At 69.8% G+C, this 23,174-nt stretch carries 23 protein-coding genes and 1 riboswitch; of the genes, 18 read left to right on the forward strand and 5 right to left on the reverse strand.

All coding sequences use genetic code 11. From position 1 onward, the window contains the following. The first annotated feature begins 55 nt into the window (after window positions 1-55). The 9 genes from ACIA5H_RS29825 to mnhG all read left to right on the forward strand — a co-directional run bounded on the left by ACIA5H_RS29825 (window position 56) and on the right by mnhG (window position 10,410). Entirely contained in the window at window positions 56-496 is a 441-nt protein-coding gene (locus ACIA5H_RS29825) for a hypothetical protein (RefSeq protein ID WP_397078862.1), read from the forward strand. Window positions 497-571: 75 nt separating this feature from the next. Continuing rightward, window positions 572-2,836, forward strand: a complete 2,265-nt coding sequence (locus ACIA5H_RS29830) for an AAA family ATPase (protein ID WP_397078864.1) — start codon at window positions 572-574, stop codon at window positions 2,834-2,836. A 131-nt stretch (window positions 2,837-2,967) separates the two neighbouring features. Beyond that, window positions 2,968-4,269 carry a hypothetical protein gene (locus ACIA5H_RS29835; RefSeq protein WP_397078866.1) on the forward strand — a complete coding sequence of 434 codons (1,302 nt, stop codon included), beginning with the start codon at window positions 2,968-2,970 and terminating at the stop codon, window positions 4,267-4,269. Between the two features lie 110 nt (window positions 4,270-4,379). Further along, window positions 4,380-7,283 carry a Na+/H+ antiporter subunit A gene (locus tag ACIA5H_RS29840; protein ID WP_397078868.1) on the forward strand — a complete coding sequence of 968 codons (2,904 nt, stop codon included), beginning with the start codon at window positions 4,380-4,382 and terminating at the stop codon, window positions 7,281-7,283. Further along, a complete protein-coding gene (locus ACIA5H_RS29845) occupies window positions 7,280-7,657 on the forward strand; it encodes a Na(+)/H(+) antiporter subunit C (protein WP_364424538.1) in 378 nt (125 codons plus the stop codon). Before ACIA5H_RS29840 ends, ACIA5H_RS29845 begins: the two co-directional genes overlap by 4 nt. Further along, entirely contained in the window at window positions 7,654-9,258 is a 1,605-nt protein-coding gene (locus tag ACIA5H_RS29850; protein WP_379249039.1) for a Na+/H+ antiporter subunit D, read from the forward strand. Before ACIA5H_RS29845 ends, ACIA5H_RS29850 begins: the two co-directional genes overlap by 4 nt. Further along, window positions 9,255-9,821, forward strand: a complete 567-nt coding sequence (locus tag ACIA5H_RS29855; protein ID WP_397078871.1) for a Na+/H+ antiporter subunit E — start codon at window positions 9,255-9,257, stop codon at window positions 9,819-9,821. The genes ACIA5H_RS29850 and ACIA5H_RS29855 overlap by 4 nt, the downstream gene beginning before the upstream one ends. Beyond that, window positions 9,818-10,078: a monovalent cation/H+ antiporter complex subunit F gene (locus tag ACIA5H_RS29860; protein WP_356962749.1), complete on the forward strand. Its 261-nt coding sequence runs from the start codon at window positions 9,818-9,820 to the stop codon at window positions 10,076-10,078. The genes ACIA5H_RS29855 and ACIA5H_RS29860 overlap by 4 nt, the downstream gene beginning before the upstream one ends. Next, on the forward strand, window positions 10,075-10,410 hold the full coding sequence (gene mnhG, locus ACIA5H_RS29865) for a monovalent cation/H(+) antiporter subunit G (RefSeq protein ID WP_379249043.1): 336 nt from the start codon (window positions 10,075-10,077) through the stop codon (window positions 10,408-10,410). The genes ACIA5H_RS29860 and mnhG overlap by 4 nt, the downstream gene beginning before the upstream one ends. A 14-nt stretch (window positions 10,411-10,424) precedes the next feature. On the opposite strand, the gene ACIA5H_RS29870 is transcribed toward mnhG, so the two are convergent. From ACIA5H_RS29870 to ACIA5H_RS29885, 4 genes are all read right to left on the reverse strand, one after another. Further along, window positions 10,425-11,783, reverse strand: coding sequence for a DUF5933 domain-containing protein (locus ACIA5H_RS29870; protein ID WP_397078874.1), 1,359 nt, complete (start codon window positions 11,781-11,783; stop codon window positions 10,425-10,427). A gap of 76 nt (window positions 11,784-11,859) precedes the next feature. Beyond that, window positions 11,860-13,005 carry a glutamate--cysteine ligase gene (locus ACIA5H_RS29875; RefSeq protein ID WP_355071663.1) on the reverse strand — a complete coding sequence of 382 codons (1,146 nt, stop codon included), beginning with the start codon at window positions 13,003-13,005 and terminating at the stop codon, window positions 11,860-11,862. 11 nt (window positions 13,006-13,016) lie between these two features. After that, on the reverse strand, window positions 13,017-13,703 hold the full coding sequence (sodC, locus tag ACIA5H_RS29880) for a superoxide dismutase[Cu-Zn] (RefSeq protein WP_355071662.1): 687 nt from the start codon (window positions 13,701-13,703) through the stop codon (window positions 13,017-13,019). Between the two features lie 162 nt (window positions 13,704-13,865). Continuing rightward, entirely contained in the window at window positions 13,866-14,123 is a 258-nt protein-coding gene (locus tag ACIA5H_RS29885; protein ID WP_379249047.1) for a LytR C-terminal domain-containing protein, read from the reverse strand. Between ACIA5H_RS29885 and ACIA5H_RS29890 the strand changes: the two genes are divergently transcribed. Next, a complete protein-coding gene (locus tag ACIA5H_RS29890) occupies window positions 14,116-14,418 on the forward strand; it encodes a hypothetical protein (protein WP_379249049.1) in 303 nt (100 codons plus the stop codon). The genes ACIA5H_RS29885 and ACIA5H_RS29890 overlap by 8 nt on opposite strands. 53 nt (window positions 14,419-14,471) lie before the next feature. On the opposite strand, the gene ACIA5H_RS29895 is transcribed toward ACIA5H_RS29890, so the two are convergent. Next, window positions 14,472-14,825 carry a DUF3263 domain-containing protein gene (locus ACIA5H_RS29895; protein ID WP_355071658.1) on the reverse strand — a complete coding sequence of 118 codons (354 nt, stop codon included), beginning with the start codon at window positions 14,823-14,825 and terminating at the stop codon, window positions 14,472-14,474. Between the two features lie 181 nt (window positions 14,826-15,006). Here ACIA5H_RS29895 and ACIA5H_RS29900 point away from each other — a divergent pair, with 181 nt between their 5' ends. From ACIA5H_RS29900 to thiC, 8 genes are all read left to right on the forward strand, one after another. Beyond that, the gene (locus ACIA5H_RS29900; RefSeq protein ID WP_355071656.1) at window positions 15,007-15,597 is read left to right on the forward strand and encodes a peptide deformylase; all 591 of its coding nucleotides are present in this window, start codon (window positions 15,007-15,009) and stop codon (window positions 15,595-15,597) included. After that, window positions 15,587-16,588, forward strand: coding sequence for a GNAT family N-acetyltransferase (locus tag ACIA5H_RS29905; protein ID WP_397078878.1), 1,002 nt, complete (start codon window positions 15,587-15,589; stop codon window positions 16,586-16,588). Before ACIA5H_RS29900 ends, ACIA5H_RS29905 begins: the two co-directional genes overlap by 11 nt. Window positions 16,589-16,620: 32 nt before the next feature. Continuing rightward, window positions 16,621-17,451, forward strand: a complete 831-nt coding sequence (locus tag ACIA5H_RS29910) for an exodeoxyribonuclease III (RefSeq protein ID WP_356962759.1) — start codon at window positions 16,621-16,623, stop codon at window positions 17,449-17,451. A gap of 71 nt (window positions 17,452-17,522) precedes the next feature. After that, on the forward strand, window positions 17,523-18,149 hold the full coding sequence (locus tag ACIA5H_RS29915) for a TetR/AcrR family transcriptional regulator (protein ID WP_355072123.1): 627 nt from the start codon (window positions 17,523-17,525) through the stop codon (window positions 18,147-18,149). Between the two features lie 65 nt (window positions 18,150-18,214). After that, entirely contained in the window at window positions 18,215-19,411 is a 1,197-nt protein-coding gene (locus ACIA5H_RS29920; protein ID WP_397078881.1) for a homogentisate 1,2-dioxygenase, read from the forward strand. Beyond that, window positions 19,408-20,586 carry a fumarylacetoacetase gene (fahA, locus tag ACIA5H_RS29925; protein WP_379249056.1) on the forward strand — a complete coding sequence of 393 codons (1,179 nt, stop codon included), beginning with the start codon at window positions 19,408-19,410 and terminating at the stop codon, window positions 20,584-20,586. The genes ACIA5H_RS29920 and fahA overlap by 4 nt, the downstream gene beginning before the upstream one ends. 161 nt (window positions 20,587-20,747) lie before the next feature. Then, window positions 20,748-21,194, forward strand: coding sequence for a hypothetical protein (locus ACIA5H_RS29930; RefSeq protein ID WP_355071648.1), 447 nt, complete (start codon window positions 20,748-20,750; stop codon window positions 21,192-21,194). A gap of 89 nt (window positions 21,195-21,283) precedes the next feature. Then, window positions 21,284-21,406: riboswitch (TPP riboswitch) on the forward strand. Next, entirely contained in the window at window positions 21,396-23,048 is a 1,653-nt protein-coding gene (thiC, locus tag ACIA5H_RS29935) for a phosphomethylpyrimidine synthase ThiC (protein WP_397078883.1), read from the forward strand. It overlaps the preceding riboswitch by 11 nt. Window positions 23,049-23,174 lie beyond the last annotated feature (126 nt).

The raw sequence follows: 23,174 nt of genomic DNA on the forward strand, positions 1-23,174 counted from the left end.
GCTGCTGCCGACGCCGGGGCCTCCGGCGCCACGATCCACCCGGGAAAGCATCGGTATGAAACGAACTTCCGCCATCGTCCTGATCGCCGGGACGGTGGGTTTCCTGCTGGCAGGCTGCGGCGGAGGGGACGAGTCCACCGACGCGAACGGATTGCGCCAGGGCTCCGTGACCGCGACCGCGGCCGCCTCGGCCGCCCGCACGACGACCGCCCCCGGCACCGCGACGCCGAGCGGCCCGGCGGATACGGACGCCCCTACCACGACGAAGCAGCGCGACCCCGCGCTCGGTCCGGCGTCGAGCACCACCTGCGGTGAGTTCCGCAAGCTCGACACCGACGAAGAGAAGGTCCTGATCGAGCAGATCCTGGCGGAGAACCCGGGCGGCCCGTTCGACGGCAGCCCGAACGTCGCGCTCGGCACGGCCAAACTGGTGTGCCTGGCGCCGAGCGTCGCCGACAAGTCGGTCGCGACCGCCGCTGGACTCGTCAAGAAATAGCCGAAAGCGTCGTCGTCCACCATTCCCGGACGGCGGACCGTGACCGAACGCGGGGCCGCGCGGCAGAATGGCACAGTGGCAGAACTGGCACTCACCGCCCGTCTGAACCCTTCGGCCGCCGATGCCCGGCGCGGGGTGGTCCGGCTGCATCCGGAGGCGCTGACCGCGCTGGGGTTGCGGGAATGGGACGGAATCATGCTGGTCGGCTCCCGGCGCACGGCCGCGGTGGTCGGCGTCGCGCGCCAGGGCACGCCCGCCGGGGTAGCCCTGCTCGATGACGTCACGCTGTCCAACGCCGGGCTGCGCGAGGACGCGACGGTGGTGGTCTCCCCCGCGACCGTCTACGGCGCGAAACAGATCACGGTGAGCGGTTCGGTGCACGCCACCCGCACGATCCCGGCCGCGACACTGCGGCAGGCGCTGTTGGGGAAGGTCGTCACCGTCGGTGACGCGGTCTCCCTGCTGCCGCGCGATCTCGGCCCCGACATCAGCTCCACGGCGGCCACCCAGGCACTGTCGCGCACCTTCGGCATCGCCTGGACCACGGAATTGCTCACCGTCACCGGCACCGATCCGCGCGGGCCGGTGAGCGTGCAACCGAATACCGCGGTGAGCTGGGGCGCGGGCGCGGTCGCCGCGCGGGACGCCGCCGATCTGGCCTGGGCCGGAACCCCGATCCCGGTGGGCGAGGCCTCGCGGGCCGCCACCGAAGCCGCCGCGTTCGACACGGCCGCGGGTAACAACGGCGCCGCGATGGTCCGGGCCACGGCGGCCGTCGACATGCAGAGCGTCTCGGTCGAAGTCCTGGCGGGCGGGCGCAGCCAGGCCGCGAAGCTCGAGGAGTGGCTCAGCCTGGCGTTGGACGAGCCCGAGCTGTTGCGCACGCTGGGCGCACGACCTCATCTCGGCGTGCTGATCACCGGCCCGGCCGGCGTCGGCAAAGCCACGCTGGCACGTGCGGTCGCGGGATCGCGGCGACTGGTGGAGCTGGACGGCCCCAGCATCGGCGCGGCCGAGAGCGGTGCGCGGCTGCGCGAGGTCGCCGAGGCGGTGGCCGATATCGGCTGCGGCAGGGGCGGCGTCCTGCTGATCACCGACATCGACGCGCTGCTGCCCGCCGACCCCGAACCCGTCGCCACACTCATCCTCGACCAGCTGCGCGCCGCGATGGCGGGTCCCTGCGTCGCGTTCCTGGCGACCACCGCGCACCCGGCAGGCGTCGACCAGCGCCTGCGCGCCCCCGACCTGTGCGATCGCGAACTCGCGCTGCCGTTGCCCACCGCGGGCGTGCGCAAGGCGCTGCTGGAGTACCTGCTGCGCCGGGTGCCGACCGCGGAGCTGGAACTCGACGAGATCGCCTCGCGCACACCCGGATTCGTGGTGTCCGATCTGGCGGCGCTGTGCCGGGAGGCGGCGTTGCGTGCGGCGTCGCGGGCCAGAGAGCACGGCGAGCCGCAACTCACCCAATCCGACCTGCTCGGCGCGCTCGAGGTGATCCGGCCGCTGTCACGCTCGGGCATGGAGGAACTCGCCATCGGCAGCCTGAGCCTCGATGACGTCGGCGATATGGCGGAAACCAAGCAGGCGCTCACCGAGGCGGTGCTGTGGCCGCTGAAGCACCCGGACTCCTTCGCCCGCCTCGGCATCGAGCCGCCGCGCGGGGTGCTGCTCTACGGCCCGCCCGGCTGCGGCAAGACCTTCCTGGTGCGCGCGCTGGCCGGTACCGGTCAGCTCAGCGTGCACGCGGTCAAGGGCGCCGAACTGCTGGACCGGTGGGTCGGCTCGTCGGAGCGCGCGGTGCGCGAATTATTCCAGCGGGCCCGGGATTCCGCACCCTCGCTGATCTTCCTCGATGAGGTGGACGCGCTGGCCCCGCGCCGCGGCCAGAGCGCCGACGCGGGCGTGGGCGATCGGGTGGTCGCGGCGCTGCTCACCGAACTCGACGGCGTGGAGCCGCTGCGCGACGTGGTGGTGCTGGGCGCGACCAACCGGCCGGAGCTGATCGATCCGGCGCTGCTGCGCCCGGGCAGGCTCGAACGGCTGGTGTTCGTGCCGCCGCCGGACGCCGCCGCCCGCCGGGAGATCCTGCGCACCGCGGGCCGCGCGGTGCCGCTGGCCGACGATGTCGACCTCGACGCGCTCGCGGAGGAACTGGACGGCTACTCCGCCGCCGACTGCGCCGCGCTGCTGCGCGAGTCCGCGCTCGCGGCGATGCGCCGGGACGTACACGCGGCCGACGTCACCGCCGCCGATGTGCTGGCCGCCAAGACGGTGGTGCGGCCCTCGCTGGATCCGTCGCAGATCGACACACTGCGCCGCTACGCCGACAGCCGCGGGTAGATCACGCTCGACCCGATTCGGACAATCTCCGGCAATCCGGCTCTTGTTGCCTTTTTCGCACCGGAGACATTTTCGGGCGAATCGTCGGCAATCACAAGATCACGTCACCACCACGGGTATGTTCGACAACCGTGCGCAGGGTCGGCGACATTGTCGACGCGACCACGGCCTTCACCGGAGCCGCGGTCGCGGGCGTGACGCTGTTCCTGCCGGTCACCGTCAACACACAGGGGCAAGCCACGTCGTACCGGATCGCCGGGCTGCTCAACAGCGTGCCGCGCAGCGCGGCGCTGGGCGTGATCGTCGCCGTGGCGGTCGCCGTGCTGGTCGCCACCACCTCGCGACCGCTGACCGGGTGGGCGACGGCCACCGCCGCCGCGCTGGCGCAGCTGATCAACCACTTCACCGGACGCCACGTGGCCACGGCCGAGATACTGACCACGCAGAACTACATCGACTCGATCTGCGCCGCCGTGCTGCTCGGCGGGCTCGGCGCGGTGGTGCTGCGCAGACCCTTGCCCGCCGCGGCGTTCGCGGTGGGCGGCGTCGGCTTCTTCGGTTTCGGCGATCTCGCCGGCCTGCTGAACATCAACGCGGATCCGTACGCGGTCCTGGAGACCCCGACGCGCTGGATGATCGGCGTGAGCTTGGTCCTGCTGATGATCAGCACCTTGCACAACTGGAAGCGAACCGAGGACGCGAAGGAGCCGCACATGGCGATCGCGCTGCCGGTGACGCCGATCCTCGCCGCCATGGTGCTCGCGCTGGTGGTCCTGGCCGGCACCGAATGGCTGGGCAGGCAGTACAGCAAACTGCCGGGGGAGAGTCACGCGGTCGAGATCGTCATCGTGGTCGCGGCGACGATCGTCAGCGCGACCGCGGCCGCCATGCTGCTGCCCGGCCGCGACGGCACCGGTGTGTACCTGGCCGTGAGCCTGACCGCGGCGGTCGACGCCGTGGGTTACGCGGTGCGGCCCGGCTGGACCTCCACGGTGCTCATCGCGCTGACCGCGGCCGGACTCTTCATCGGCGTCAGGATCCCGTCGACCGCTCTCGCCATCCTGCTGTTGACGGGCATCTCGGTATTCGCCCTCGTCACCTCGACATCCGCGAGCACCGTCGCGTTCGCGGTGATCAGCGGGGTCATCGCGTTGACGGCGGGGTACTGCTGCGGCACCGCGCGGCCGCACTACGCGCCCAGCGGCGTACTCGCGCTCAGCGCGCTGTATCTGCCGTCGGCGGTCTCGGTGATGCCGGACCGCGTCAAGGACTGGCGCGAGGACGTGGCGGCGCACGACGCGACCCCGGGCGGCACCGCGCTCGCCATCGTCATCGGCAGCGCCGTCGGGCTCGTCATGCTGCGTAAATTACGGCCACGCAGTAGGCCGCAACCAAATGGGCAACCAGAGAGCGAATCATTAGCGGACATATAGCTTCGGTTCGGGCGGATGACGGACACCATACTCAGCCCTTCCACGGAAAAAGCACGCTTTCCGTAGGCTTGTGCCGGACACCCCGCCGCCCCTACCCGACGGAGTGAAGTTTGCTCGCAATCCTGCTCGCTCATGCCGCGGCCGCCCTGGTGGCTCCGCTGTGGGTGCGGGCACTGGGGCGCAACGCATTCTTTCTACTGGCTGTGGTCCCGCTCGGCGGCTTCGCCTGGGTGATCGCGAATTGGTCCGAGCCGCAGCGAGTTCGGCTGACCTGGGCGCCGAGCATCGCCCTGAACATCGATCTGCGCTTCGACACCCTCGCGGCGGTATTGTGCGCGCTCGTACTGGGCATCGGGGCGCTGGTGCTGGTCTACTGCGCCCGGTACTTCGAGGACGACGAGCCGCGGCTCGGGGTGTTCGCCGCCGAGCTGGTCGCGTTCGCCGGCGCCATGTTCGGGCTGGTCACCAGCGACAACATGCTCCTGCTCTATGTGTTCTGGGAAGCGACAACGGTGCTGTCGTTCTTGCTGATCGGTCACAACGCCGAGCAGGCGGCCAGCCGAAGGGCCGCGATCCAGGCGCTGCTGGTGACCGGAGCGGGTGGGCTGGCGATGCTGACGGGCATCGTCGTGCTCGGCACCGTGAACGGCAGCTATCTGCTGTCGGATCTCCTTTCCGGGACCAACCCGAGCGGGACCGCGGTGAATGTCGCGGTGGCCCTGATCCTGGTGGGCGCGCTCACCAAATCCGCCGTGGTGCCCTTGCATTTCTGGCTGCCCGGCGCGATGGCCGCACCGACCCCGGTGAGCGCGTACCTGCATGCCGCGGCGATGGTGAAAGCCGGCGTGTACCTGATCGCGCGCCTGGCACCGGCGTTCGCGCAGAACCCCGTGTGGCATCCGCTGGTGCTGACCCTCGGCCTCGCCTCGATGCTGCTGGCCGGGCTGCGCTCGCTCCAGGTGGTGGATCTGAAACTGGTGCTGGCCTTCGGCACGGTGAGCCAGCTGGGATTCCTGATCGTGCTGGTCGGCATCGGCACACCCGATGCCGCGCTGGCCGGAGTCGCGCTGGTCGTCGCGCACGCGCTGTTCAAGGCGTGCCTGTTCCTGGTGGTCGGGATCATCGACCACGGTGCGGGCACGCGCGATCTGCGCCGCTTGTCCGGGCTCGGCCGTCGGGCTCCCGTGCTGTGCGCCACCGCGGTCCTGGCCGCGCTCAGCATGGCGGGCATACCGCCGCTGCTCGGCTTCGTCGGCAAGGAAAGCGCGCTGAACGCCGTACTGGACGCGGACGTGCTCACCGCGCCCGTACGCGGCGCGGTGTTCACCGGAGTGGTGCTCGGGTCGATGCTGACCGTCGGCTACAGCATCAGGTTCGTCTGGGGCGCTTTCGCGGACAAGGACCGCGAGCCGGAACCCGCGGCAGGCGCCACGCCCGTCGCCCACCACCCGAGCGAAGTACCCGTCGCCGAAGATCAGCCGGAAGCCGAGCGTCGTCTCCGCTGGCATCCGCCGGGTGCTCTGTTCCTCGCGGCACCGGTGATCCTCGCCGTCGCGAGCCTCGCGGCCGGTCTCGCCCCGTCCTGGCTCGACGCACGATTGCGCCCCTACGCCGAAACGCTGGCCGCCGTTCCTTTTTCGCATCTGGCGCTGTGGCACGGTTTCGATGCCGCGCTCGCGTCGACACTGCTGATCGTCGCGGTCGGCGTCGTGTTGTGGCGGCTGCGCGGCCGCTTCGCCGAATCGGCGCACCCGCGCCTCGGCAACGCCGACCGCGCCTACGACGCCACGCTGCGCGCGATGGACACCCTCTCGCTGCGGATGACCGGCGCGGTGCAGCGCGGGTCGCTGCCGCTGAGCCAAGCCGCGATCCTGGTCACGCTCATCGTCCTGCCGACCGTCCTGCTCGCCCTCGGCACCCGCACCGGAGTCACGCTGCGGTTGTGGGATTCACCGCTGCAAGCGGCCATCGGCGCGATCATGGCGGTGAGCGCGCTCGCCGCGACGGTGCTGCGCAACCGGCTCGCGAGCGTGCTGGTAGTCGGGGTGACCGGATACGGCAGCGGCGTCATCTTCGCGCTGCACGGCGCGCCCGACCTCGCGCTCACCCAATTCCTGGTGGAGACGCTCACGCTGGTCATCTTCGTGCTGGTGCTGCGCGCTTTTCCCGCCGCGATCGAGCCGAGCCGGACGGCCGCGTTCAAGCTGCGCAGAGCGGTCCTGGCCGTCGGGACCGGGACGGTGGTCGCGGTCCTGGCCGGGTTCGCCGTGGCGGCCCGCACCGCCGAACCCGTCTGGCTCAGAATTCCCGATGCCGCCTACGAATTCGGCGGCGGGAAGAACGCCGTCAACGTCCTGCTCGTCGACCTGCGGGCGTGGGACACCCTCGGTGAGATCTCGGTGCTCGTCGTCGCCGCGACCGGGGTGGCCTCTTTGGTGTTCCGCAGCAGGCGCTTCGGCAGCGCGCCGCGCGCGACGGACTCCCCCGACTACGATCCGGAGCTGGTCAGCTGGCTGCCCGCGGGCCGATTGGTGGCCCGGGCCCAACGCTCGATGGTCCTGCAGATCACCACGCGGCTGGTGTTCCCGACCATCATGGTGCTGTCGGTCTACTTCTTCTTCTCCGGCCACAACGCGCCCGGCGGCGGGTTCGCGGGCGGGCTCACCGCTGGGCTCGCGCTGACCCTGCGGTACCTCGCGGGCGGCCGCTACGAATTGGGTGAGGCACTGCCCGTCGACGCGGGCCATATCCTCGGCGCCGGCCTCACCTTGGCCGCGGGCACTGCCGTCTCGTCGCTGCTGCTCGGCGCGCCGCCGCTGTCCTCGGCGATCATCGAGGTTTCGCTGCCGGTGATCGGGCACGTCAAGGTGGTCACCGCGCTGCTGTTCGATCTCGGCGTCTACCTCATCGTGGTCGGCCTGGTGCTGGACGTGCTGCGCAGTCTCGGCGCGCGCCTGGACAGCGAGCTGGCCGACGCCGAGCCCCCCTCGGCGAACGGAGGTTCCGCGACGTGACCGCGAATCTGACCCTATTGGTGGTGATCGGCATCCTCGTCGCGTGCGGGGTATACCTGCTCCTGGAACGCGCCGTGTCGAAGATGCTGCTCGGGCTGATCCTGTTCGGCAACGCGGTGAACCTGCTGATCCTCACCGCGGGCGGCGGTCGCGGCAAACCGCCCATCCGCGGCACGGCCGACACCGAGGAGATGGCCGACCCGCTCGCCCAGGCGATGGTGCTCACCGCCATCGTGATCACCATGGGCATCGCGGCATTCGTGCTCGCCCTCGCCTACCGCGCCTACATGCTCACCACCAGCGACGACGTCGCCAACGACCAAGAGGACGTGGATGTCGCCCGGCGTCGCGCCGGAGAGGACCCGGAGACGTGAACCTCTCGCCCGGCCTGCTGCCGGTTCTCACGCCGCTGCCGGTGCTCGTCCCCCTGCTCGGCGCGGCGGCCACGCTCGTCTTCGGCCGCAGGCCGCGCATCCAGAGCGCGGTCAGCGTCGGGGCGCTCACCGCTGTCGTGGTGATCTGCGGGTTGCTGCTGTTCCTGGTCGACCGGGACGGCACCACCGCGTTGCAGGTGGGCGACTGGGCAGCGCCGATCGGCATCACGCTGGTGGTGGACCGGCTGTCGGCGGCGATGCTGCTGGTCTCGTCCATCGTGCTGCTGTCGGTCAACCTCTACGGCGCGGGCCAGAACATCCGCGACGGCGACGAGCGGCAGCCCACCTCGATCTACCGGCCCACGTATCTGGTGCTCACCGCCGGTGTTTCGGCCGCGTTCCTGGCCGGTGACCTGTTCAACCTCTTCGTCGGCTTCGAGATCCTGCTCGCGGCGTCGTTCGTGCTGCTCACCGTAGGCGCGACCACCGAACGCATCCGCGCGGGCGTGGCCTACGTGATGGTCTCGTCGGTCTCGTCGCTGATCTTCCTCGCCGGCATCGGGCTCACCTACGCGGCCACCGGAACGCTGAATCTCGCCCAGCTCGCGGTCCGGTTCGGCGCCGTGCCGGAAGGCACGCGCACGGCGATCTTCGCGGTGCTGCTGGTGGCGTTCGGTATCAAGGCGGCCGTCTTCCCGCTGTCGAACTGGCTGCCCGACTCCTATCCGACCGCCCCGGCGCCGGTCACCGCCGTGTTCGCCGGTCTGCTCACCAAAGTCGGCGTGTACGCGATCATCCGGACCCACTCGCTGCTGTTCCCCGACGGCGGCTTCGACTCGGTGCTGCTGGTGGCGGGCCTGCTCACCATGCTCATCGGCATCCTCGGCGCCATCGCACAGAGCGACATCCGCCGTCTGCTGTCGTTCACGCTGGTCAGTCACATCGGCTACATGGTGTTCGGCGTCGGCCTCGCCAACGCGGCCGGGCTGTCGGGCGCGGTGTTCTACGTGGCGCACCACATTCTGGTGCAGACCACGCTGTTCCTGGTGGCGGGACTGATCGAGCGGCAAGCCGGATCCACCTCGCTGCGCAGGCTGGGCGGGCTCGCCGCGGCCAGTCCGCTGCTGGCCGTGCTGTTCCTCGTCCCGGCGCTGAATCTCGGTGGGATACCGCCGTTCTCCGGGTTCATCGGCAAGGTGGCGCTGTTGCGGGCGGGCGCCGAACGCGGCAGCGTGCTGGCCTGGGTGCTGGTCGGCGGCGCCGTGCTCACCAGCCTGCTCACGCTCTACACCGTCGCCAGGGTATGGAGCAAAGCGTTCTGGCGGCCCCGCGAGGACGCGCCGGAGGGCCATCTCACCGCGGCCAGGCCGCCGACGCTGATCGAGGAAGCGACCGACGTGCACTACGACGAGCGCACCGATCCCGGCCGCATGCCGCCGCTGATGGTGCTGTCCACCGCGGCGCTGGTCACGGTGGGGCTGTGCCTGACGGTGCTGGCGGGGCCGATCCTCACGATCGCCGACCGCGCCGCGGTGGACCTGCGCGATCCCGGCGTGTACATCGGTGCGGTGCTGGGCGAATCGCCGGGAAGCCCACGATGAGCGCCGAGCGGGGCCGGGGGCGCGACACGACCGTCCGCGTCGGCATCCTCGTATGGCTCACCGTGGTCTGGCTGGCCCTGTGGGGCGATCTGAGCCTCGCGAATGTACTGGGCGGGCTGGCGGTCGCCGCGCTGATCATGGTGGCGCTGCCGCTGCCGCGCGTGCCGGTGTCCGGGCGGCTGAACCCGTTTCCCCTGCCCGAACTGATCGTGGCGAGCGCGTATTACGCGCTGGAGTCGAGCCTTCAGGTCGCCTGGCTCGCGATCCGCCCGAAGCAGACCCCGGTGTCGGGCGTGCTGCGCGTGTACTCCGGCACGAGATCGGATCTGGTGCTGGTGCTGTGGGCCGACCTGCTCAACCTGATCCCCGGCACCATGGTGCTGGAGATCGACCGCAGGCGCTGCGTCGTCTACGTGCACGTTCTCGACGTCGGCAGCGATGCGGCAGTGGACAAGTTCTTCCGGACCACCCGGCGGCTGGAGCGACTGCTGATCGAAACATTCGAACGCCCGACCGGATGGCCGTACTTCCGGCCGCCCTCTCCTCCGGAGGTGACATCGTGACCGTCGTCGCCGTCCTCGCCGCCGTCATCCTGACCGCGGCGGCACTGATCACCACGTATCGCGTCGTCATGGGGCCGAGCACGCTGGACCGGGTGGTCGGCATCGACTCGCTGATCGCCATCGCCGCCTCCGGGCTGGCCGTCTGGGCGGCCTACAGCGCCGACACCACCGTGGTACCCGCGATCGTCGCGCTGGCGCTGGTCGGGTTCCTCGGCTCGGCCGCGGTGTCCCGATTCCGAGTGCGGGACGACACATGAGCCTCTGGCACGTGCTCGCGGGCACCCTGATCCTGTTCGGCTCGACGCTGGCGCTCACGGCGGCGATCGGGATCGTGCGCTTTCCCGACACGCTGACCCGGATGCACGCCGCCACCAAGCCACAGGTCATCGGGCTGATCCTGGTGCTGGCGGGCGCCGCGATCCAGCTGGGCGGACACGGCAACGTCTGGATGCTGGTGCTGGTCGGGCTGTTCACCCTGCTGACCGCCCCGGTGATCGCCCACCTGATCGGCCGCACCGCCTACCGCGAGCAGCGCCACCGCGACGGCCTGTTGCGCGTCAACGAGATGCGCGACGACGACGTCGATTAGCCGCGTGACCGGCCTCAGCGCGCGACGGGCTCGACCTCGCGGACGGCCCGCTCCGGCTGCCGCGCGGTCGCGAACCACGTCGCGTGGAACGCCGCGGCCAGTCCGGCCAGCAGTCCGAGCACGACCGTGCCCGCGAGCACCGGATACTCGGCCATCGGCACGGCGAGGTACCGGTAGGACAGCAGCAGCGTGGCCAGCACGACCGCGCCTGCGCCGACCAACCGGATCCGGAACCATCCCCAGCCGCGCTCCGGTGCGCGCAGCGCCGATTCGACGGTGAGGCACAGCACCGCGCCCGCGACCAGGTCTACGCCGTAGTGGTAGCCGAAGCCGAGGGTGGCGGTGAGGGTGGCCAGCAGCCAGAACGCGCCGCCCCAGCGCAGCCAGCGCGGAGCAGGCTCGCCGTCGCCGTCGCGGCGGGTGTGCAGGAACACCGACAGCGCCCAGGCGGTGTGCATCGAGGGCATGCAGTTGCGTGGAACCGGCGCGTCGAACGGCAGCGGCAGCGGGTTGCGATCGATCGGCGGCACCACCCCCGGCCAGTAGTTGCCCAATTGCAGCCCGTTGCCGTCCGGGCCGTACGCGAACATCGGACCGACCACCGGGAAGAGGACGTACACCAAGGGACCGATCAAGCCGAGCACCAGGAAGGTGCGCACCAGGTAATGCGACGGCCACCGGCCCGACGACACCACTCGGCGCAGCTGCCACACGGCCACGACGATCGCCGCCACGGGCAGCTCGATGTAGACCCAGTGCAGCACCGCGTAGACCACCGGCCCGAGCGTGTCCACCGCCCGCCCGAGCACCCACGACGGATCGCCCAGCGCATGGTCGGCCAGGATCACGTATTCGTCGAGCACCGTCGGTCTGCCGATCACGGTGACGTGCAACCAGACATCGCCGACCTTGGTGGCCAGGACGAGCAGCGCGCCGAGCGCGGCGGCGTGCAGCGCGTCCCGCCGTTCGGTTCCGGACCAGCGCAGCCAGGCCACCAGCGCCAAGCCGGTCAGCACGATCACGGGGCCGTTCCCGATCGCGAACGGCTCTCCCGCCAGCAAGCGGACACCGGCCCACGCCACATCGATGGCAGCCGCGACACCCACCGCGACCAGCCTGCGACGGGCCGAAATGCCCACCAGCGCAAGGACCAGTCCGGCCCACGGCACCGACATCGATTTCGGTGTGCCGATGTAGTCCCGTCCCAAGCTCTCCAGGGGGCCTTCGAATCCCTGCCAGACGGCTACGCCCTGCAACACGATCAGCAGGACCGGCACCGCGGCCACCGCCGCGACGACCCGGATCCGAGTCCGCGGTACGCGACGGCGCGAGACCGCGCTTCCTGCTCTGGAACCCGGGTATTCGACAAGCATCCGACCATAGTAAACGCGGGGTGAACGTCATCCCCCTGGCCAGCTGAACAGCAACCGACCTATACGCGGCCGATCGCTACTGTTTCAGCTCCTCGACCAGCGCGTCCACCACCGCGACCAGATCTCCCTGCGACGCCGCGGCAACCCGGCGCTGCCGCTGGTAAGAGGCTCCCCGCTTGGGGATCTCGGCGACCAGGGCGAGTTCGTCCGCGCAGCCCAGCCGCGCCGCCGTCGGCTCCAGCCGGTTCAGCAGATCCGCCAGGTCGTCGGTGACCAACCGCTCGTTGCTGTCGGCGTCGGTGATGATGATCGCATCCAGCCCGTAACGTGCGGCGCGCCACTTGTTCTCCTGCACGTGCCACGGCGGCAGGGTGGGCAGTTCCTCGCCGTTCTCGACGCGGCGGTCGAGGTCGACGATGAGGCAATGGATGAGCGCGGCCATCGCGGCGAGTTCAGCGCGCGTGGAGATCCCGTCGCACACCCGGACCTCGATGGTGCCCCACTTCGGCGCCGGGCGGATGTCCCAGTGCATGCCGCCGAGCTGCGTGAAGACACCGGTCTTGATCTGATCGTGCACGAAATGCTCGAACTGGGTCCAGTTCTCGAACTGGAACGGCAGGCCCGCGGTCGGCAACTGCTGGAACATGAGCGTCCGATTGCTCGCGTAGCCGGTGTCCGATCCCGACCACATCGGCGAGCCCGCCGACAGCGCGAGCAGATGCGGATACGACAGCAGCAACGAGTTGAGGATCGGAAAAACCTTGTCGCGGTGGGAGACTCCGACGTGCACGTGCACGCCCCAGATCATCATCTGGCGACCCCACCACTGGGTGCGCTCGATCAGCTCGTCGTAGTGCTCCGATCGGGTCAGCTGCTGGGCCGACCATTGCGCGAACGGATGGGTGCCCGCGCAGAACAAGTCGACACCGAGCTGCTCGGCCGCACGGCGCACCGTGTTCATCGTGCCGGTGAGGTCCTCCACCGCCGCGCCGACGGTCTCGTGCACCCCGGTGACGAGTTCGACGGTGTTGCGCAGCAATTCCTTGGTGACCTGGGGTGTGCCGTCGTGGGCACGGAGCTCACCGAGTGAATCGAATACCGCCGCGGCGGTATTCGACAGGTCGCGGGTCACCTTGTCGACCAAGGCGATCTCCCATTCGACCCCGATGGTGGGCCGGGGCGAACCATCGAAGGGAACGTGTTCGATTCCTGCCCCGGCCATATGCCACCGCGCTATTGGATCACGCCACAAGCGACACGGCCGCCCGCGTCGCCCGTCGCTAGGGTCGTCTCATCGGGACCCGCGACGCCATCGGCACGGGAGTAACGGTTGGGAATGTTGCCGAAGTTGTCGGCGTCGGCGTGGATGATGAGGGCCTTGCCCTTCACGTCGTCCAGCGTCACCGCGTCGGTGGTGGTGATCAGCTTGGCGACGCCGTCGCCGCGCACCTCGAGCGAGGTCAGATCGCCGCTGGCCGGATGCGCGTTGGCGCTGCCGACCTGCAGGTGACCACCGGCGGACAGGAAGTCGCCCGCCGGGCCGCCGGTCGGCGCGACGGAGTTCGGCTCGCACTTGCCGACCTGGTGCACGTGCAGGCCGTGGAAGCCGGGGCGCAGGCCGTGCGCCTCGACGGTGAGCTGCAGGTGGTTGCCGTCCTTGGCGAAGTTCGCGGTGCCGACCGAGGCGCCCGAGGGGTCCTTCAGCTGCACGTTCACGCCCTGCTCGGCGTTCGGCGAGCCACCGTGCTCGGTGCTCGACTGCCCGGCCGGAGCGGGCGACCCGCTCCACACCGGCGGGGTCGTTCCCTGGACGTCACTCGACTCCTGGCTGTTCGAGCATGCGGCGAGGCCGAAGACCGCGACCGCGAGCACCGGGGTCACAGTCCGCCAGGACGGGCGTCGAGTTGTGGACGGGGCCATCGGGGAACTCCTTTACGAGTACCGAGTTTACGAGTAAGGGCGGGTGGACACGTTCGTTACCGGACAAGATGATGCCACGCCGTCCCGCCGTGCCCCCGACAGGGCGGCGCGCCCTCACGCGTGTTCGCTGGTCCGGGCGTGCGACCAGCGGCCACATATGGGTCAGTTACCCGTGACGATCACCGTTACACCCGGCGCGGTATCCCCGATCGCACTCGACTTCGGTGCCACCGACGCGCCGAGCTGGTCCGCGATGGCCTGCGCGGCCTCCTTGTCGCCGGACGAATCGCCGTAGTACACCGTGGTTTTGGCGATGTTCGAGCCCGGGTAGTTGCCCGTTTCCGCGATCGTCCAGCCGCTCGCCTCTAGCTGGCCTGCCGTTTTCGCCGCGAGTCCGGCCACCATGCTGTTGTTGAGCACGCGCACCGGGACCGAACGCGCCGCCGTGGTGGTGGTCGACGCGGCGGCACTGGTCGGCGTCACGGTCGCCACCGCGGTGGACGAGGTCGGCGCCTTGGGCGCGGTGGTGCTCGCCGGGACCTGCGGCGCGGCGCTCGCGCTCGAGGTCGGCGATGCGCTGGTCCCCGAGGCGTCGGTGTCGGCGTCGGAACTCGACAGCGACATCGCCCCGAGACCGGCGAAGACGATGGCCAACGCGATCAGCACCATCGCCAGGGCACGCAACGGTGGCCCACCGGAGGTGGGGTTCGGGTAGCTCACCTTCGCGAGCCTAGTCGCACGGGACGGGTCCGGGTCCGCATCGCCGGGTCAGACCTGGAATCCGAGCCGCCGCGCCGCGCGCGCCTTCTGCCTGCTCGCTCGCAGCCTGCGCAGCCGCTTGACCAGCATCGGGTCGGCCGCCAGCGCCTCCTGCCGATCGACCACCGCGTTCAGCACCTGGTAGTACCGGGTCGGCGACATGGCGAACAGCTCGCGGATCGCCTCTTCCTTGGCCCCGGCGTACTTCCACCACTGCCGCTCGAAGGCCAGGATGTCGAGTTCGCGACGGCTCAGTCCGGCACCGTCGGCCTGTTCGGCCGAAGCGTGCTCCGTCGTGCCATCTTCGCTCGCGGAAGGGCCGTTGTGGGTCGCGGAAAGATTCCGTGCCGCTGCGCCGTCCATCTCGCTCCTCGCCGAGTGACCACCAGACGAAAATGGTGCTTGTACGTCGCGGAACATTCAACCACGCGCGCGAGGAATCGCCGGGCCCGCAGCGCGGCGTGTTCCCTACCGGCCGGTAGTCGCGGTCTCCACTTCGGCACCCGGGAAGCTGTGACGTGGCGCCCACGGCAATAATTGGCCCATGGCAATCCTCCCGATCGTGATCGTCGGCGACCCGGTTCTGCACAACCCGACCGAGCGGGTCACTCGATCGCCGGAGGAATTGGCTCCGCTCATCGCGGACATGTACGAAACGCTCGACGCCGCGCACGGCGTCGGGCTCGCCGCCAACCAGGTCGGCGTTCCGCTTCGCCTGTTCGTCTACGACTGCCCCGACCTCGGCGCGGACGGCACCGCGACCCGCCGACGCGGGGTGGTGGTCAATCCGGTCCTGGAGACCTCGGAGATCCCGGAGACCATGCCCGACCCGGACGACGACGAGGAAGGCTGTCTGTCGGTGCCCGGGGAGCAGTTCCCCACCGGTCGCGCCGAATGGGCGAAGGTGACCGGCACCGACGAGAACGGCGAGCCGGTGGAGGTGGAGGGCAAGGGTTTCTTCGCCCGCATGCTCCAGCACGAGGTCGGGCATCTGGACGGGTTCCTCTACGTGGACGTGCTGATCGGACGGAACGCGCGGGCCGCCAAGAAGGCGATCAAACGCAACGGCTGGGGCACACCGGGTCTGAGCTGGCTGCCCGGCACCGACCCCGACCCGTTCGGGCATGACGACTGACCCCGCCGCCGGCCTGCCCGATATCCCGCTCGGCCGCCGCGTGGTGCTGCGCTATCAGCTGCCCGCGGGTTATCCACAACCGCTGACCGACCTGATCGGCGAACTCGTCTCCCTGGACCCGCCGACCGTGCGCGGCGCGGGCGGCGAGCTCGTCTCGGTGGCGCCGGAGCGCGTCGTCGCGCTGAAAGCCATCGGGCCGAGGCCGATTCGCATCAGAGAGATCCGCGCGCTGGAGGCCGCGGCCGCCTATGGCTGGCCGGGCGTCGAACACGCGTGGATCGACGGCTGGCTGGCGCGCGCGGGCAACGGATACACCGGGCGCGCGAATTCCGCTGTGCCGCTGGGCAGCTCCGAGGGACCCGCCACCGTGTCGGCGGAGACGCTGCACCGGATCGGCGAGTGGTACACCGCGCAGGGCCTGCCTGTGCAGCTCGCGCTGCCCGATCGGCTGGCCCCGGTGCCGCCCGGCTGGCACAGCTGGCGAGAGACGGCCATGCTGGCTCTCGATATCGACAATTTCGTGCTGCCCCAAGGCCCTTCGATGGTGCGGATCGCGCCCGCTCCCGACGCCGACTGGCTGGAGACGCACCGCTACGACGGCGAGGAACCCGGCGCGCGGACGATTCCCGCGCCCGATCCCGAGGTACTGACCGCGGTCCTGAACGGTGAACTCGGCTTCGCCTCGCTCGGCCTGCCGCGTCCCATCGCGATCGGCCGCGGCGCACTCACCACCGCCCCGGACGGACGCCGCTGGATCGGCCTCACCTGCGTGGCCGTCGCCGCCGCGCACCGCAGGCACGGGCTCGGCTCGCTGGTCTGCGCCGAACTGATCCGCTGGGGCCGCGACCGCGGCGCGACGCACGCCTATCTCCAGGTGGAAGCCACCAACGAGCCGGCCCGCGCGATGTACCGCGAACTGGGCTTCATCGAACACCACACCTATCGCTACGCCGCGCCGGAACCGCTCGCCGGGCCCGGCGGCCTGCGGTAGAACAGACCTGTCACCCCCGAAGGAAGGCCGCAGTGCGTCTCGCCACCTGGAATGTCAACTCCATTCGCTCCCGGCTCGACCGCGTCGCGGACTGGCTCGACCGCCAGGACATCGACGTGCTGGCCATCCAGGAGACCAAGTGCCGCGACGACCAGTTCCCGTTCGAGCGCTTCGACGAACTGGGCTACGAAGTCGCCCACCTGGGGATCAACCAGTGGAATGGGGTGGCGATCGTCTCCCGCGTCGGTCTCTCCGACGTCGAGCTCGCCTTTCCCGGCCAGCCCGGCTTCGACAAGGACGCGGGTGAGTCGCTGATCAGCACGCCGGTCGTCGAGTCCCGCGCGATCGGGGCGACCTGTGGCGGCGTGCGGGTGTGGAGCCTGTACGTGCCCAACGGCCGTATGCTGGGCGACCCGCACTACGCCTACAAACTGGAATGGCTTGCCGCCCTGCGTGACAACGGCGCGCGCTGGCTGGCCGACGACCCGCAGGCCAAGATCGCGCTGGTGGGCGACTGGAACATCGCGCCGACCGACGACGATGTGTGGTCCGTGGAGTACTTCGCCGAGAAGACGCACACGTCGCAGCCGGAGCGCGACGCCTTCCAGGCCGTCGTGGACGCCGGATTCGCGGATGTCATGCGTCCGTTCGCGCCGGGACCGGGCGTGTACACCTACTGGGACTACACCCAGCTGCGCTTCCCGCGAAAAGAGGGGATGCGCATCGATTTCATCCTCGCCTCTCCCGCGCTCGCCGCCACCGTATCGGACGCGACGGTCGATCGTGAGGCGCGAAAGGGCAAGGGCGCCAGCGACCACGCCCCGGTGATCGCCGAGTTCGCCGACGAACCCGGGCGCTCGTGACCCGCCCGGCGCAGCCGCCTTTCCCCCGCCGCAGCAGCGGTAACCGGGCCACCGGCGGCAGGCTGGGCGGTATGGGCGCCGACCCGGCCGTGCGGCAACGGCAGCGCGCACAGCATCTCGGTCCGGAGCGCCGCCGTCCGCAGGTGCTCGACACCGCGCTCGCCATCGCCGTGGAGAACGGCATCGCCGCGGTCACCATGGCCGCCATCGCGGAGCGGATGAAGGTGACCAGGCCGGTGGTCTACGCCTGCTTCGCCGATCGCGTCGAGCTGATCGAGGCGCTGATCCAGCGCGAGGAGGGCTACCTGGTCAGCGGCGTACTCGAGGTGATGAAGCCACGGGACGTCGACGCCGACGAAACCGTGTTCGTCCAGGGATTCCGCGCTCTGCTGACGAAGGCCGCGAGCCGGCCGGACGCCTGGCGGCTGGTCTACGGCAATCCCGACCCCGCCGTCGCGAATTCCTTCGGGCGCGGGCGCGCGCTCGTCATCGAGCGCTGTACCAAACTCCTGCGCCCGACGCTGCGCGCCTGGGGCACGGCGGACGCCGAGCACAAGTTGCCGGTGCTGGTGGAGCAGTGGGTCTCCGCGGGCGAGGCCGCCGTACGCGCGCTGCTCGCGGACCAGGACGGCTGGACACCGGCGGATCTCGGCGCGTTCGTCGGGGCCGCGGTCTACCGAGCCATGCGAAACGCCTGATCGGGGATTCGGCCGCACTACGATGGTGATCAACTACCCGACCACCGGCTGGCGGAGGAACGGTCATGGCGTTCTATCGGCAAGTGGGTGCGGTACCGCCGAAGCGGCACACCCAGCATCGTGACGAGCAGGGGCGGCTCTACTACGAGGAGCTGATGGGCGAGGAGGGCTTCTCCGGCGACTCCTCCCTGCTCTATCACCGTGGCCTGCCGCCTGCACTGGTCGATTCGACGGTCTGGGAGCTGCCCGATCAGCGGACCACGCCGAACCATCCGCTGCGTCACCGCCATCTGCGCCTGCACACGCTGTTCCCCGGCGACATCCCGGCGGAGACCGATCCGGTGACCGGGCGCCGCTTGCTGCTGGGCAACGCGGACGTGCGCATCTCCTATGTGGTCGCGAAAGGCGGTTCGCCGCTGTACCGCAACGCGATCGGCGACGAGCTGGTCTATGTGGAGTCGGGCGCGGCGGTGGTGGAGACCGTGTTCGGCGCGCTGCCCGCACGGCAGGGCGATCAGGTGCTCATCCCGCGTGCCACCACACACCGCTGGCGGCCCACCGGCCCGGAACCTTTGCGGGCGTACGCGATCGAAGCGACAGGTCACATCACGCCGCCCAAGCGTTATCTGTCGAGGTTCGGCCAGTTGCTCGAACACGCCCCGTATTGCGAGCGCGACCTGCACGGACCCACCGAGACCATCAGCGCTACCGGCACCGAAGTGGAAGTGCTGGTCAAGCACCGCCCCGGCGGCCAGGTCGTCGGCACGCGGATGGTCTACGCCGCGCACCCGTTCGACGTGGTCGGCTGGGACGGCTGCCTGTATCCGTTCACCTTCAATATCGCCGACTTCGAACCGATCACCGGCCGTATCCATCAGCCGCCGCCGGTCCATCAGGCGTTCGAGGGCGGCAACTTCGTCGTCTGCAATTTCGTTCCGCGCAAAGTGGACTACCACCCGCTGTCGATCCCGGTGCCGTACTACCACTCCAACGTCGATTCCGACGAGGTCATGTTCTATTGCGGCGGCAATTACGAAGCGCGTAAAGGCTCCGGAATCACGCAAGGCTCGGTGTCGGTGCACCCCGGCGGTTACGCCCACGGTCCACAGCCCGGCGCGTACGAAAACAGCATCGGCATCGAGTACTTCGACGAGCTGGCCGTCATGGTGGACACCTTTCGCCCGCTGGAGCTCGGCGAAGGCGCGCTGGCCTGCGAGGACCCGACCTATGCGTGGAGCTGGTCGGGGCGGGGCCCCGCGTGAGGACCGAGGTGGAGGTAGCGCCGGAGTCGCTGTTCGGTCCGGACAACCTGCCCTACGGGGTGTTCGCGCCGACCGGAGAAGGCCCCCGCGTGGGGGTGCGGCTCGGCGAACATGTCATCGATTTGGCTGTGCTGCTCGATGATTCGGTTTTCGCCGAACCGAGCCTGAACGCCTTCCTTGCACAGGGCCCCGTGCGCTGGCGCGCGGTGCGCGACCGGATTCGCGCGGCGGTCGACGGCGAACTGGACCACGCCGCGGTGCATCGGCTGTCCGACGTGGTGTTGCGGCTGCCCGTGCGTGTCGGTGATTACGTGGACTTCTACGCCAGCATCGACCACGCGACGAACCTCGGCCGCCTGTTCCGGCCGGACGGCGACCCGCTACTGCCGAATTGGCGCCACCTGCCGGTTGGTTATCACGGGCGGGCGGGCACCGTGGTGGTGTCCGGCACCGATGTGGCGCGTCCCTGCGGGCAGCGCGGAACAGACTCCGGCGCACCGGATTTCGGCCCGTCGCGGCGGCTGGACATCGAAGCCGAGCTCGGATTCGTGATCGGCGTCGGATCGCGGCTCGGCGTACCGGTGGAGATCGATGAGTTCGCCGACCGGGTCTTCGGCGTCGCGCTGGTCAACGATTGGTCCGCCCGCGACATCCAGGCCTGGGAGTACCAGCCGCTGGGCCCGTTCCTCGGCAAGTCGTTCGCGACCTCGATATCGCCGTGGATCACGCCGCTGGCTGCCTTGGAGTCGGCGCGGATACCGCTGCCCGAGCAGTCACCCGCGCCCCTGCCCTACCTGCTCGGCACCGAGCACTGGGGCCTGGACATCGAACTCACCGTGACGTGGAACGGACAACCGGTCACTTACCCGCCCTACTCCCGGATGTACTGGTCACCGGCGCAGATGCTGGCTCATCTCACCGCGAACGGCGCATCGACGCGCACCGGGGACCTGTACGCCTCTGGCACCATCTCCGGTCCCGAACCCGGCCAGCGCGGATCGTTCATCGAGTTGTCCTGGGGCGGCAGCAGGCCGGTATCGGTCAACGATCAGCAACGCACCTTTCTCGAGGACGGCGACGCGGTGACGATCACGGCATCGGCCCCTGGCCCGGGTTCGGCCAGGATCGGATTGGGCGAGGTCACCGGCCGGATCCTGCCAGCACACCCGCGCTGAACACGTTCGGTCTCGTCCCACCGGATACCCGGGTTCGACGCCAGCCGCGCTTGAGAACGGCGTTCTCCGGGTACGCCGCTACCCGAGCGCCTCGATCTCCGCTGCCCGGCCGGACCGCGGAGTTCACGGCCGCACCCATCCTCCGGACAAGGAGCGAGGTCATGACCGATCGCCCGGCCGCTCAGCACCGCCGCCCCGATGGCGTCGACGACGGCACCGTCGCCGCCACCGGCAAACTCTCGGAGGCCCTGGAGATCGTCGAACGCGCCCGCGGCCACCTGTACTCCTTCCACCAACTGACCGGCGGGGCCGATCTGGCGCTCGACATAGCGGTGGAGCTGTTCCGCGCGGCGGGTCACGCGCACATCGCCGATCGGATCTCCGCCGAGTTGATCGGGCGCAACGTGTTGGCCGGACGCTGGACATTCCAGATCATCGAGGAATACGACGACGGTTACTACGACCTGTTCCGCGACATCGAGCGCGCCGCCCGCGACGAACTGCTCGACGGCCGCCGCCACATCTACGAGGCCGAGATGAAAGAAGCTCGCCGCACCCACGGCGCGCCGGGACATTCGGCCACCCCGCAGCCAGCGGAAGACGCCTGATCCCAACGCCGCTGCCTGCGTCTTCACTCGATCAGCCGAATCGCCGGGCAGACGCTCGGCGGGTCCGGGTATGGTCGGGCGGGAAAATTTCACAAACCAACGGGGGCTCGCACCAGCGGGCTGAGAGGACGGCTAGCCGAGAGGCGTCAGGGCTGTCGACCGTATGAACCTGACCGGGTAATGCCGGCGTAGGGAGGAAAAATGGCACGCGCCGCTGCGTCCGACGGCGGATCCGCACCCGTCGACAGCGTCACCACCGGCCCCATCGAGGGCAGCGTCAAGCACTATCTCGAAGTCGATGACCTGCGCATTCCGGTGCGCCGGATCAATCTGACCAATGGCGAGCACTTCGACGTCTACGACACGTCGGGCCCGTACACCGACGAGTCGGCGACGATCGATCTCGAAGGCGGTCTACCGAAACTGCGCGACACGTGGACCAGATCCGAGGGGAAGGGCCCGCGTACTCAGCTCGCCTGGGCCCGCGAGGGCATCGTCACGCCGGAGATGCGTTTCATCGCCGCGCGGGAAGGCGTCTCGCCGGAATCGGTGCGCGAGGAGGTCGCCGCAGGCCGCGCGGTGATCCCCGCCAACCACAAGCATCCGGAGCTCGAGCCGACCATCATCGGCAAGAAGTTCCTGGTCAAGATCAATGCGAACATCGGCAACTCGGCCGTGTCCTCCTCGATCGCCGAGGAGGTGGAGAAGATGGTGTGGGCCACCCGCTGGGGCGCGGATACCATCATGGACCTGTCCACCGGCAAGAACATCCACGAGACCCGCGAGTGGATTCTGCGCAACTCCCCCGTCCCGGTCGGCACCGTGCCGATCTACCAGGCGCTGGAGAAGGTGAACGGCGACCCGACCGCGCTGACCTGGGAAATCTACCGGGACACTGTGATCGAGCAGTGCGAACAGGGCGTCGACTACATGACCGTCCACGCGGGCGTGCTGCTGCGCTACATTCCGCTGACCGCCAAGCGGGTGACCGGCATCGTCTCGCGCGGCGGATCCATCATGGCGGCCTGGTGCCTCGCGCATCACCAGGAATCGTTCCTCTACACGCACTTCGCGGAGCTCTGCGAGATCCTGGCCCGCTACGACGTCACGTTCTCCCTCGGTGACGGCCTGCGGCCCGGCTCCATCGCCGACGCCAACGACGAGGCGCAGTTCGCGGAACTGCGCACCCTTGGCGAATTGACCAAGATCGCGAAATCCCATGGCGTGCAGGTGATGATCGAGGGTCCGGGGCACGTGCCCATGCACAAGATCGTGGAGAACGTGCGGCTCGAGGAGGAGCTGTGCGAGGAGGCTCCGTTCTACACCCTCGGCCCGCTCGCCACCGACATCGCCCCCGCCTACGACCACATCACCTCCGCGATCGGCGCCGCCATCATCGCGCAGGCGGGCACCGCCATGCTCTGCTACGTCACGCCGAAGGAACACCTCGGCCTGCCCAACCGCGACGACGTGAAGGTCGGCGTGATCACCTACAAGATCGCCGCACACGCCGCCGACCTGGCCAAGGGCCATCCGCACGCACAGCAGCGCGACGACGCGCTGTCCCAGGCCCGCTTCGAATTCCGCTGGCGCGACCAGTTCGCGCTGTCCCTCGACCCGGACACCGCGCGCGAGTACCACGACGAGACCCTGCCCGCCGAACCCGCCAAGACCGCACACTTCTGCTCCATGTGCGGCCCCAAGTTCTGCTCGATGCGGATCTCCGCGGACGTGCGCGAATACGCCGAGCGCCAGGGCTTGAACGACGCAGAGGCGCTGCAGGCGGGCATGGCGGAGAAGTCCGCCGAGTTCGCCAGCCACGGCAACGCCGTCTACCTGCCCGTGGTCTCGTAATCGCCACCCGCCGCGGGGGGGGGGGGGGGCGCGCGGGGGGGGGGGGGGGGCGGGGGGGGGGGGGCGCGGGCGGGGGGGGGGGGGGGGGGGGGGGGGGGGGCGGGGGGGGGGGGCGGGGTGGGGGGG

Source organism: Nocardia sp. NPDC051900 (assembly GCF_044452545.1).
Classification (GTDB): Bacteria; Actinomycetota; Actinomycetes; order Mycobacteriales; family Mycobacteriaceae; genus Nocardia; species Nocardia sichangensis.